13 protein-coding genes are annotated in these 12371 nt (G+C 42.1%); 7 read left to right on the forward strand and 6 right to left on the reverse strand.

Features of this window, described 5'->3' with window-relative positions:
- Positions 1–23 precede the first annotated feature (23 nt).
- The 5 genes from BFP72_RS07055 to trmB are packed head-to-tail and all read left to right on the forward strand — an operon-like array spanning position 24 to position 3860.
- Positions 24–695: a MotA/TolQ/ExbB proton channel family protein gene (locus tag BFP72_RS07055; protein WP_255397270.1), complete on the forward strand. Its 672-nt coding sequence runs from the start codon at positions 24–26 to the stop codon at positions 693–695.
- 6 nt (positions 696–701) lie between these two features.
- A complete protein-coding gene (locus tag BFP72_RS07060) occupies positions 702–1091 on the forward strand; it encodes a biopolymer transporter ExbD (RefSeq protein ID WP_099598463.1) in 390 nt (129 codons plus the stop codon).
- 1 nt (position 1092) lies between these two features.
- The gene (locus BFP72_RS07065; RefSeq protein ID WP_099598464.1) at positions 1093–1914 is read left to right on the forward strand and encodes a hypothetical protein; all 822 of its coding nucleotides are present in this window, start codon (positions 1093–1095) and stop codon (positions 1912–1914) included.
- Positions 1915–1921: 7 nt separating this feature from the next.
- Positions 1922–3196 carry a folylpolyglutamate synthase/dihydrofolate synthase family protein gene (locus tag BFP72_RS07070; RefSeq protein WP_099598465.1) on the forward strand — a complete coding sequence of 425 codons (1275 nt, stop codon included), beginning with the start codon at positions 1922–1924 and terminating at the stop codon, positions 3194–3196.
- Between the two features lies 1 nt (position 3197).
- The gene (gene trmB, locus BFP72_RS07075) at positions 3198–3860 is read left to right on the forward strand and encodes a tRNA (guanosine(46)-N7)-methyltransferase TrmB (protein WP_099598466.1); all 663 of its coding nucleotides are present in this window, start codon (positions 3198–3200) and stop codon (positions 3858–3860) included.
- Here the strand turns inward: trmB and BFP72_RS07080 are convergent.
- The 5 genes from BFP72_RS07080 to trpS form a co-directional block, all read right to left on the reverse strand.
- On the reverse strand, positions 3857–4774 hold the full coding sequence (locus BFP72_RS07080; protein WP_099598467.1) for a hypothetical protein: 918 nt from the start codon (positions 4772–4774) through the stop codon (positions 3857–3859). The genes trmB and BFP72_RS07080 overlap by 4 nt on opposite strands.
- Before the next feature lie 14 nt (positions 4775–4788).
- Positions 4789–5370 (reverse strand): RNA polymerase sigma factor, encoded by a 582-nt coding sequence (locus BFP72_RS07085; protein WP_255397169.1) that lies wholly within the window; start codon positions 5368–5370, stop codon positions 4789–4791.
- 105 nt (positions 5371–5475) lie between these two features.
- On the reverse strand, positions 5476–6450 hold the full coding sequence (locus BFP72_RS07090) for a calcium/sodium antiporter (RefSeq protein WP_099598468.1): 975 nt from the start codon (positions 6448–6450) through the stop codon (positions 5476–5478).
- Between the two features lie 237 nt (positions 6451–6687).
- Complete coding sequence (locus BFP72_RS07095) at positions 6688–8418, reverse strand: phospho-sugar mutase (protein WP_099598469.1); 1731 nt, start codon at positions 8416–8418, stop codon at positions 6688–6690.
- 10 nt (positions 8419–8428) lie between these two features.
- On the reverse strand, positions 8429–9397 hold the full coding sequence (gene trpS, locus BFP72_RS07100) for a tryptophan--tRNA ligase (protein ID WP_099598470.1): 969 nt from the start codon (positions 9395–9397) through the stop codon (positions 8429–8431).
- A gap of 148 nt (positions 9398–9545) precedes the next feature.
- Here trpS and BFP72_RS07105 point away from each other — a divergent pair, with 148 nt between their 5' ends.
- Positions 9546–10643: a DUF1573 domain-containing protein gene (locus BFP72_RS07105; RefSeq protein WP_099598471.1), complete on the forward strand. Its 1098-nt coding sequence runs from the start codon at positions 9546–9548 to the stop codon at positions 10641–10643.
- Positions 10644–10714: 71 nt separating this feature from the next.
- Positions 10715–11308 carry a tetratricopeptide repeat protein gene (locus tag BFP72_RS07110; protein ID WP_099598472.1) on the forward strand — a complete coding sequence of 198 codons (594 nt, stop codon included), beginning with the start codon at positions 10715–10717 and terminating at the stop codon, positions 11306–11308.
- A gap of 9 nt (positions 11309–11317) precedes the next feature.
- Here BFP72_RS07110 and BFP72_RS07115 read toward each other — a convergent pair whose 3' ends face one another.
- Positions 11318–12370, reverse strand: coding sequence for a DNA/RNA non-specific endonuclease (locus tag BFP72_RS07115; RefSeq protein ID WP_221406488.1), 1053 nt, complete (start codon positions 12368–12370; stop codon positions 11318–11320).
- Position 12371: the final 1 nt, after the last annotated feature.

Here is a 12371-nt window from a genome sequence, read left to right on the forward strand (position 1 = left end):
ACAATCACATGGAAATACTCAGCATGATCTTGGTCTCCGTTCTACAGGAAGTCCCTGTTGAAGAGACTGTTAAGGAAGTATCCGTTTTGGATTTGTTGTTCAAAGGGGGGTACATGATTTTACCTATTGTATTATTATCGTTAGTCGGCACCTATATTTTGGTGGAGAGACTGATGACTATCAAAGCGGCGGATCAGACGCCTGAGAGTTTGATGGATGAAGTGAAGCAAATGGTGGTGTCGGGTCGTGTCTCAGAAGCACAGCAGTTGTGTGCCCGCAATTCAACGCCAATTGCCAAGATGCTTGAGAAGGGATTGTCTCGTATTGGTAACCCGTTGAAAAGCATCGAAGCATCTATAGAAAACGTAGGTAAGATAGAGGTCTATAAGTTGGAAAAGAATTTGACCTTGTTGGCAACCATATCGGGTGCAGCACCTATGATTGGTTTTTTGGGTACGGTTACAGGGATGATACAAGCGTTTATGTCGATTGCTCAAGAAGAAGGCGCTGTTAGCCCAAAGTTGCTCTCTAGTGGAATATACGAAGCGATGATTACGACTGCTGCTGGTCTTTTCGTTGGGATTATCAGTTACTTGGCCTACAACTACCTGATTACCAAAGTGGGTAAATTGATTCACAAGATGGAGTATACATCTATCAACTTTATTGATTTACTCCAAGAACCACAGAAGTAAAAAACTATGGATATTAAAAGCAAGCACAAGGTAGAGGCGTCCTTTTCAATGTCGTCGATGACGGATGTTATATTCTTGTTGTTGATATTCTTCATGTTGACCTCTTCGTTTATTACTCCATCTGGTCTTCCGGTCAACTTGCCTACGAGCAAGAGTTCGAATATCGTAATGCAGAAGGTCAGCGTGACGATTACGCCAGATTTGCAATACTATGTCAATGACAACAAAGTGAGTCTCGAGAACCTCGAACAGTCACTCAAGAGTGAATTGACGGAAGAGGAAGGAGTAGTCGTGCTGCACTGTGACAAATCAGTGCCAGTTGAGCATTTGGTCAATGTAGCAAGTATTGCTACAAAGTTGGAAGCAAAAATTTCGTTGGCGACTAAGCCAGATTAGTATGGAGCTGAAGGAAAAGAAAAATAGGATTACGGGGGTCTACATCAGTGTGGGTATTCACGCAGTGTTGTTCTTGATGTTCTTTTTCATGATGGCCTGGACCGAACCAGATCCGCCGATACCTGAGTATGGGATTGAGTTCAATATGGGCAATGAAATCATCAGTGATGCTAAGTCAGAAGACCCTGTGAAAGCTGAGGAATTAGCAGACGTAGAGGAAGTGAAAGAGGTGGAAGAAGCAGAGGAGGTGACTGAGGCAAGTGAAGCTCCTACCCAAGAAACTCCTGTTGAACCCGAGGTGACTAGCCAAAGTGAAGTCGTAGAGGAGACGGTAACCACAGAAGATGTCAATAGCCCTGATGTGGTTGAAAAAGTGGAAGAGAAAGTAGTTGAGAAGAAGGAAATCAAAAAAGTAGAGAAACCAGAAGTCAACGAAAACAAGGAGACGGAAGCAAAGGAAACTGAGACCAAGACGACTGCTAGTGAACCAAAGATTGATAACCGTGCGATATTCAAAAAAACAGATGCAGGTAGTGGTAGTGGCAATAAAGGGGCTAGCCTAGACTTGAGTGGTTGGGCGTGGGACTTTAAGCCGCAGCCCGATGACAATTCCACAGAAGAGGGATACATCGTATTTGAGATCAAAGTAGATGGAGAAGGAGAGATTATCAATATTCGTACGGTAGAAAAAACAGTGTCCCCTGTGGTCGAGCGTGTGTACAGGGATGCGGTTATGGAGTTGACTTTTAGTAAGACTTCTGACAATCGATCAACGGCCTCTACATCGACGGGGCGTATTACATTCATCATTACCTCCAAGTAGTTAGTTTATGACATATCAGGAAGCATTGGACTTTCTGTATTCGCAGTTGCCTATTTTTCAGCGTATTGGAAAGGCCGCTATGAAAGCAGACTTGTCAAATACCATTGCTTTGGCAAAGGCACTTTCCAATCCAGAACGTTCGTTCAAATCGATTCATATCGCAGGGACCAATGGCAAAGGTTCTACAGCGCATATGTATGCATCCGTGTTGCAAGAGGCTGGATATAAGGTGGGCTTGTACACTTCTCCACATCTCAAGGATTTTAGAGAGAGGATTCGAGTAAATGGAGAACTAATGGATTCAGATTTTCTAGTTCCTTTTGTTGAGCGTACTAAACAATTGATGCTGGATGTTCAACCATCCTTCTTTGAAATAACAGTGATCATGGCGTTCGAGTATTTTCGAATGCAACAAGTAGATGTGGCGGTGATAGAGACAGGGCTTGGGGGGAGGTTGGACTCTACCAATATTGTCGATAGTGTATTGTCGGTGATTACTTCGATTGCTTTGGATCATGAGGACATTTTGGGGCATGGTATTGAAAACATAGCCAGGGAGAAGGCCGGAATCATTAAGAGTGATACACCGGTGGTTTTGGGTAAACTTTCTCCTGAGGCGTTTTCAGTAATGCAGGCTAGAGCGGAGGAACTAGGAGCTCCTTTGGTTCTGTCGCATGCTTTTTCAGAAGCAAAATTTGAGGATGGCGTATTGAGTTTGATAGATTTAGATTCCAATGAGCAATATTCTATTGAATCAGAATTGGGAGGAAATTCATTGGTGAAAAATGTCCCTGTGGTCATACGTGGTGTTCGATCATTGAAAGAAAAAGGCTTTCAGGTTTCGAAAGAACAACTGGTACAAGGGATCAATCGCGTCGTGACGAATACAGGCCTGAAAGGTCGGTGGCAGACGTTGAGAGAGTCTCCGGAGGTTATTTGTGATATTGGACACAATGAAGAGGCTGTTTCCGAGTTGATGCAGCGATTGGCTCGAATAGGGAAGAAAGTACACATTGTTTGGGGGATGGCTGCAGATAAATCCGTAGATAGTGTCTTCCAGTTGTTATTAAAGGATGCTAGGTATTACTTTTGCGCAGCACAAATCCCTAGGGCATTGTCTGTAGATGGATTGAAAACAATCGCGGATAAATATGGATTAAGAGGAGGTAAGTATGCTTCGGTGAGTGACGCGTACGCTGCTGCCTTGGACGAAGCAAGGGAGAATGATGTGGTGTTTGTAGGGGGAAGTACTTTCGTAGTTGCAGAAATAAAGGATTTATAAATTGGGAAGAAAGAAATTAGAGCGGTTTGCTGACAATGCTGTGCGATTCAATATCGTAGAAAATGGCAAAGAGAAATTTGGGAAAATGGCTGGAAAATGGCGGTCAGAGCATTTTCAAAACGAGCATGATTTGGTAGTGGAGTTAGGCTGTGGGAGAGGAGAGTATACGACAGGGCTTGGAGAGAAATTTCCCGACAAGAACTTTGTGGGAGTAGATATAAAAGGTTCTCGTATTTGGGTGGGGAGTAGTTATGCTATTGCTCATAATTTGGATAATATTGCTTTTTTGCGTACTCAAATAGAACAAATAGATGCTCACTTTGGTGAAGACGAAGTGAGTGAACTTTGGATTACTTTTCCTGACCCTCGCCCTAAGGATAAAGACGAAAAGCGTCGTTTGACAGCACCGAGATTCATGGAGATGTACAAAAAACTGATTGCCAAGGATGGTTGGTTAAAGTTCAAAACAGACAATACGCCCTTGTTTGATTATACCCTAGAATTGATTGAGACAGGACAAATCAAAGTGAAAAATTTAAGCCATACGCACAATTTGTATGAATCAGAGTTTATGGATGAGCACTTTGGTGTCAAGACCAAGTATGAACAACTCTTTTATGACAAAGGAGAAGATATTAAGTATCTCAAGTTTCAATTTGCCTAGCTTACAACGAGGGCAATCCCAGGATAAATTTTCCGGAAATTGTGAGTAAAGATAACCTCAGGACCAATTTTAATGTGAGGGTTGATACTCTTCTGTATGGTTGCTTTCATCGTGTTGGCTTGATATACCCCACTGCTATCTTGATTTAGCTTGTAGCCTATTCTAGCATTCCAGCCGTACCCTCCAGACTTCTTTTGGCTTTCATACTCCAAATTAGCAAATACACTAGGTACAGGAGTTATATATCCAGACCCAATTTGCTCTACTTCATTGGACGAAGAGTTGGTATAGGTGATTTGAGTAGATATGCCTGCTTTGAAAGTATGTACTCTGTCTATTTGGTCAATCTTCAAAATTGGTAAGCTGATACCTAGCTCTGGAGACAATCCATTTTGATTGAACAGGAGGGAACCAAATAATTCAGGTTTTGAAGGAAAGAAAGGGGGATTCCCAGTGGTTTCTTCACTGCTTTTTGCTTGTCCTGGGGTATTTGGTATTTGTCGTTGTATGGTGAGAGACTCATCTTCCCAAGCTGTAGCTTGAATGGTTTCGATTTCCTTAGGAGTAATTTTTTCCAATACGACTACTTTCATTGGAGCCTTTGGTTGGGGAGGGGTGATAGTGTGGGTATGCGCGATCTTGCCTTCCATCACCATATCGTGTTTGTTTTGAAATGGGATTTCTATTTGAATGAAATTCATGCTACCAGCTATAAGTAGTGAAACTGAAGTTGCCATGGCGAACAGCCATGTCATGATTCGTTTGTCCATTTCTCCTAGCTTGGAGGAAATACTCTCCCAAAGTTGACCTTTTTTTGTTGGATTCAACGATAGCTGATCAGCAACTTGGCTTGCACTCAGGCAAACCCGGTCTATTAGGTTGATGTTTTTGCTGTTCTTGTTACGTTGTTTCATGGTGTGTTGCTGGTTTAAATAGCACCAATGCGTACGAGTGACTTGATCAAGGATGCTCTCGCTTTGCTGAGTTGAGATTTCGATGTGTTTTCACTGATTCCCAATTTTTCTCCGATTTCCTTGTGACTGTAGCCCTCAATCGCATACAGGTTGAAAACTGTTCTGTATCCTTTCGGTAATTTCTTTATTTCCTCAATGATATCTTCTTCGATCAGTTTCTGATCTACATTATTAGAAAATTTCATCTTAGCATCGCTTTGACTAATTTCTACAAAACTCTGTCTTCTCTTTCTGAGTAGCATCAAAGATTCATTGACCATGATTCTTTTCATCCAACCTTCGAGGCTTCCTTTTCCTCGGTATTCAAATGAATTAAATTTGGCAAAAATCTTAACAAACCCTTCTGTGACAGTGTCTTCAGCTTCGTCTTCTGTAGCAAGATATCTGAAACATAGCCCATACATTTTTTCTGCATACTTTTCATAAAGTAGCTTTTGAGCTGTGGCATCAAATGCCTTGCATCTGGTTACAAGTTCTGCCTCATCCAATTGCGTTGAATGTTTATAGTCATGATTTTGATAGTCTAATGCTTCCAATGTAGTGATCGTTGCCTGTGAGTATTTAAATCCTCCAAGCAAAGTAGAGCATAAACCAACGCTATGTTGTTAATGAGGTGTTAAAAGTTGTTAAGCTATGTTAACTTAGGACATTCTTGTGAAGTACAAAAAGACCATGTAGGCTACAAATCCTAACAAATAAATAGCCCCCTCTGCACGGTCGAGTTTGTATTTTTTGAGGGTAAACATGAAAAGGAACAGCATAAATGTACCAATCATGATGACATACAAGTCAATGTTGAGATCAGTATCGAACTGTAGAGGGGAGTTCAATGCCGCAGTTGCTCCTAGGACAAGCAGTAAGTTAAAGATGTTAGAACCGACAATGTTGCCTACAGCCAGGTCCGATTTCTTGTGAAAAGCTGCGACAGCTGTAGTAGCTAGTTCAGGAAGAGAGGTGCCCGCAGCTAGGATTGTTAGGCCAATTACTTTTTCACTGATGCCGAATTCTTGAGCGATGAGGATAGAATTTTCTACAATGAACTTACCACCAAAAACTAGGCCTGCAATACCACCGATAATCATCAAAGCAGTCTTGAGCGTACCATGCATCTCGACTTCTTCCATGTCACCATTTGTATCTCCAGTTCTTTGCATGTTGATAAAAACATAGTAAAGAAAGATGCAAAACATCCCAAGTAAAATCAATCCATCAAACAGGCTAGCTTCATTGGTTTCTTTGCCCCAGAACAGCTGATCATTGACCAAAACAAAAAACACCACAGTAGCCAAAAGCGAATATGGGACTTCTTTCCACAGGGCATTTTTTTGAACTGTAAGCGGGTAGATGACGCTGGAAATTCCCAGAATCAAAAACATATTGAATATGTTGGATCCGATAATATTGCCAAATACTACGTCGTTGTGACCTCCCGAACCTGAAATGATATTGACTACCAATTCTGGAGCTGACGTTCCCATCGCTACGACGGTGAGACCGATGGCAATATCCGAAACGTTGTATCTTTTGGCGAGAGAAGAGGCTCCATTAACTAAGAAATCGGCGCCTTTAATAAGAATGACAAAACCGATGATTATTAGTATTGATTCCCAGATCATTTAATGCTATTTAGTGTTTGGATGGTTCCCTAATCAGACTCGAAATATAAATATATTTAGAATACTTTTTTGCAATAATATGAATTATTGAGAGATTTTGTGAGGGACCATAGAGCTTGAAATGTAATTATTGTTATAGTTCAATTAAATATATTTAATGTTCTATGACATGCCTACGTTTGGTGAGTAAATATGATTGTTAACAGGTTTGTGTATGTTGTTAAAAACAGAATTGGGCTATGCTAAGCCCAGCTCTGTTTTGATTACAGCGATTTTTTTATTCAAGATTTCTTTTTGCGTTTCAATCTTGTCAGATGATCCTGCATCCGATTTTACACTGAAGTAAAATTTGATTTTTGGTTCGGTACCTGATGGTCGTAGGGAGACTTTGGTGCCATCTTCTGTCAAGAATTGCAAAACGTTTGATTTTGGATAATTCATGGTAGTTTTAGAACCTGTCGTCAAGTCGGTTGCCTCTCCACTTTGGTAGTCGAGTAGAGTGGTTACCTTCGAGCCACCCAGTTGTGATGGGGCATTGGTTCTAGCATCACTCATCATTTTTTGGATTTCCTCAGCTCCTGACTTTCCTTTTTTGGTCAAAGAAGATAGAGATTCCCAGTACATGCCAAACTCACTGTAAATTTCTTCTAGAAGTTCCATGACGCTCTTGCCCTGGTCCTTGGCCCAAGCTGCCATCTCAGCAATCATCGCACACGAAGCGATGGCATCTTTGTCTCTAACCTTGTCGCCTATGAGGTAGCCGTAGCTCTCTTCTCCTCCTCCTATGAATTCTTTTTTTCCTTCGAACTCACGGATCAAACCAGCAATGAATTTGAAGCCAGTCAGTGTGTCATAACTCTCTATGTCAAAGTGAGTAGCGATGTCTTTGATGAGCTCTGTGGTGACGATCGTTTTGACAATGAATTGTTTGCCGTTGAGTTTTTTGTTTTCTTTCCACTTGGTGCATAAGTAGTAGATCAACAATGAACCTGTTTGGTTGCCATTGAGAAGTTCGAATTTACCTTGCTTGTTTTTGACTGCTATGCCTACACGGTCAGCATCTGGGTCGGTGGCCATGACGAGATCTGCATCGATAGACTCTGCAGTGCTGAGGGCGATACTCATGGCTTCTTGTTCTTCGGGATTGGGGTAAACGACTGTTGGGAAATTGCCATTAGGCTCTGCTTGTTCCTTGACAATGGTTACATTTTTGAAGCCAAGTCTTTCCAATATATTGGGGACAAGGGTGATTCCTGTACCATGTATGGGAGAAAATACGATGGAGAGATCAGATTGATTTCGGATCGCATCAGGGGATAGACTTAGTGCTTCCAACATGTCGAGGTACTTGTTGTCTATTTCTTGACCGATGGTCTCAATGAGTGCAGGGTTTTCTTGGAAGTTTACCTCATCAAACCCTTTGATTTTGCGCACTTCATCGATTACGTTGGTGTCGTGTGGAGCGATCATTTGCGCACCATCTTCCCAATATGCTTTGTATCCGTTGTATTCTTTGGGGTTGTGTGAAGCAGTCAAGACTACACCGCTTTTGCACCCGAGCTCACGTATCGCAAAAGAGAGTTCAGGAGTAGGTCTGAGACTTTCAAATAAATATACTTTGATACCGTTTGCCGAAAATACGGAAGCGGTTGTTTGAGCAAAAAAGTCACTGTTGTTTCTGCTGTCATGAGCAATGGCTACAGAGATATCTTCACCTGAAAACTCCTTTTTGAGATAATTGGCAAGACCTTGTGTAGCTACACCGATGGTGTATTTGTTCATGCGGTTGCTACCTAATCCCATGATGCCTCTGAGTCCTCCCGTACCAAACTCTAGTTCTTTGTAGAACGAGTCGATGAGTTCAGTTTCCTCACCAGAGGAGATCATGTTTTCAATGGTTTGTTTGTCTGCTTGATCTATGCTACCGTTGAGCCACTTGTCGATTGATTCTTGTATGTATGCTTCCATGTGTATTGGATCAAAATCCCATTTTTTCTTTAGTTCTCTGCAATACTTTTGAGGCGATTGCTCGTGCCTTATCTTCACCTTCTTTGAGCTTTTGCTCAAGTTCAGCGTCATTTTCCATATAGTAGTTAAACAGTTCTCGTTCTTTTTGGTATTTTTCCAATATGAGATCAAGTAGTGCTGTTTTGGCATGACCATAGCCAAAGTTGCCTGCGAGGTAATGGGCTCTAAGTGCTTCTGTTTGTTCTGGGCTGGCGATGATTTCGTAAAGCTTGAATACATTGCAAGTCTCAGGGTCTTTGGGTGACTCTAGTGGCAAGCTGTCTGTGACTATCGACATGACACTCTTTTTGAGTTGCTTGGTAGGCAAAAAGATGTCAATCGTGTTGCCGTAGGATTTGCTCATTTTCTGACCGTCTGTCCCTGGGATGGTCTTGAGATTTTCGTCAATTCGTGACTCAGGTACTACGAAGGTTTCACCATACTGTCTATTAAAACTATTGGCAATATCGCGCGCCATTTCTAAGTGTTGCTTTTGATCTTTGCCTACAGGTACGATTTCTGCGTCATATATGAGGATGTCGGCAGTCATCAATACTGGATAGGTGAAGAGTCCGGCATTTACATCTGATAATTTGTCGGACTTGTCTTTGAAAGAGTGCGCATTGGCTAGCATAGGAAATGGCGTGAGACAACTCAAGTACCAAGAGAGCTCACATACTTCAGGGACCTTCGATTGTCTATAAAATATGGATTTGCTTGTGTCAAGTCCGAAAGCTAGCCATGCTGCAGCTACAGCACGTGTGTTTTCTTTTCGAACCGTTCCATCTTTGATGGTCGTCAAAGAGTGCAAATCCGCAATGAAAAGTAGTGATTCTTGATTTTCTTTTTCTGTCAGTTGGATCGCCGGTAATATGGCTCCCAATATATTGCCCAAGTGTGGACGACCTGAACTTTGTATTCCTGTGAGTACTCTTGCCATCTATTTTAATTGGTCGGCCGAAATAGCCTATGATAATTTATGAAGCGTTTAAGTAAGTGTAAAATAAACGCAATAATGCTTATCATGAAAACACATTCAAAAAAATCCGTTGAATTAGAGGAAAGAAAAAATATCCTTAGTTTTGACCATGGAATTATCAAATCGATTCAAGAATAGTACATTAATTATAGGCTTTATTCTAGGGTGTATTGTCCCAAATCAGCTATTGGCTCAAGCCAAGATGGAACTCCAAGAGACTACCCATGATTTTGGTACAGTTCAGGAAGAAGATGGGCCCATTTTGCACGAATTCATTTTTACCAATATCGGAGATGCCCCCTTGTTGATATCGACTGTCAAGGCTTCATGTGGCTGTACGACCCCTGATTGGACAAAGATTCCCGTATTGCCTGGTGAGACAGGGTATATACGTGCACAGTATAACCCAAGAAATCGTCCAGGCTCATTTAGTAAGTCGCTGCGTATCATGAATAATGGTGAAGGAGGGGTGGCATATGCTTACATCAAAGGGACGGTGATCCCTCGTGTCAAAACAGTTGAGGAAGAACTCCCACTACAGATTGGAGCACTCCGTATCAAGAGCAAAAGTGTGAGTTTTGGTCGAATGACTAATGAGAAAGCTAAATCTATGACGATGGAGGTTTACAACGCTGGAGAGGATAGCTTGACTTTTACTGATGAGTATGATGGGCCTACATCGATCGTCGTAAGCGTCGATCCCAAGCAATTGGCCCCAAAGCAGAAGGGGGAAATGACAGTTACCTACACGCCTGCGAAGAACGATTTGGGCTCAATCAATTATGGAATAACAATCTATACGGATGAAACGGAAATGGAGAGGAAAAATTTAGATGTACGTGCTTCGGTGCGTGAGTATTTTGCTCCACTGACAGATGAAGAAAAAGGCCAAGCTCCGGCACTATTGATTAGTGACAAACTGCAAAATGTAGGGCGTATCACGCAAGGACAAACGGTCACAGCAGAGTTCGCCTTGATGAATAGCGGAAATTCAAAACTCAATTTTAGAAAAGTGGAATCGAACTGTGCCTGTTTGGTCGCTGAGCTGGCAGATTATGATTTGAAGCCGGGGAAGACAACTACGCTAAAGATGACTTTTGACACGTCAAACCGTAGAGGTACGCAAAACAAAACTGTTTATCTCTATACCAATGATCCGGTCAATTCTACACAGGTGGTCACAATCCGAGCCACCATTGTCAACTAAATAAGTAGATCATCGACAAGTAATGGGGAAACTATGGCAAAAGCACTTAGTTTTGCCGCAAAATTTATACAATGAAGAATATATTATGGGTAGTACTCGCGGCAGTAAGTATGCTGGCTTGTGAGACTGAGGATAGAACAAAAGGCGACTCGCTATATGCGTCGAAAGAATATAAAAGTGCTGTAAAGGCTTATGACGAATATTTGGAACTGCACCCAACACATGTCAAGTCACTGTACAACAGAGGTAGATCTTACGAAGAGTTGAAGGAGTATGATAAAGCTTTGGCTGACTTTAATCAAGTACTGGAACTGGACAAGAAGAATACTTCGGCGATGTTGAGTTTGTCTAAGTACTATTATCGAGCAGAAAAATTCGACCAATCGTTGTTTTATGCAGAGTCAGCGATCAAGGTCAAAGATGATATGGCTGAGGGGTTCTTTTGGGTAGCCCGTGCGAGTCACCACATGGGTGATTTCCCTAAGGCCAAAGCGGCTTATAACAACGCGATCAATCTCAACAAGCAGTATGGAGAAGCATATTTGTACCGAGGGGCTCTCAAGATGCAAGAGGATAAAAAGACAGGTGCTTGTCAGGATTTCAAACAAGCGAAAAACTTGGGGATCAAGGAAGCAGAAGCTGCGATCAAAAAGTACTGCAATTGATCGCAGTACTTACCAATCGGAGTAGTTATAATAGCTCTCAATCTTGTTTTCTAAATCGTCAGGCATAGCTGGGAAGAAATCCATTCCGGTTTCTCGCTCAAGCTCATCAACTGATTTGGCAAACTCATATAGTTCCATGTTTGATTTTTCGTTGCTTAGTGCAAAAGCAATGGCTTTTACTTCATCACCGTCGAGTTCTAGGATGACTTTGTAGTACCCTTGAGGGATGACTACTTTGTTACTTCCTATCTTCTGATTGTAATGGGTGTATATAGGTCCTGTTACGACGAATACTTGGTTGTTGTCCATGGCCCAATCCCGCACTTTTTCTTCTAGTTTTTTCCATATGCCCCGATTAAATCCCGGTGCTTGTGGACTCATGTTGCTCATGAAAAAGGTTTCGCTAAGTGCCTGTTCGTCCCAAGTGAAATCTGCTGCAGGAGCGAGATGTCCTCGGTCGTATCCACTGCCTTTGTAGTCGTTGGGGTGAGCAGATTTGCTTTGTACTGCAGGATCTGCTCTGAAGTCATCTTTGCGCTTGAATTTAGCGTTTTTGAGATGATCGGCTGTCAGCGAGTAGGCTACCCAGTCCGCTTGCTCCGTCTTTTCATTGTATTTGAGGGTGTAGTATTCGTGTTCGATGATTTGATCTCCTTGGTCGTATTTGGGCCATGCGAAATCAAAACTCTTGGAGAAGTAGTATTGGTCGTCGTTTGTATAAGTGGGTAGGTCCTCATTGGTTTCGACGGTTTCTATCATACGCTCCTCGTTGGTAGGATTGGAGATAGGAGGGGGCGTAGAGGGAGTCTTAGGGATAGATTCGGGTGATGTTGCCTTAGGGGAAGTTGCTACAGGTTTGTTGTTTTCTTCATTCTTAAAGTAGGAGTCGCTCGTTTCCCACTGGAATGTGATCGGTTCGAAATCGGCAGTGTCAGATACGTATTTGAGTCCAAAGATCCCTCCACCTACTACCGTGAGTATGATCAATATAGTCAATGGTTGGTTACCTTGCGAACCACCTTTTTTAGATTTTGCCGTACTTTTCTTTTTTGCCTGCGCCATG

Origin of the sequence: Reichenbachiella sp. 5M10 (assembly GCF_002742335.1) — a bacterium.
GTDB lineage: Bacteria > Bacteroidota > Bacteroidia > Cytophagales > Cyclobacteriaceae > Reichenbachiella.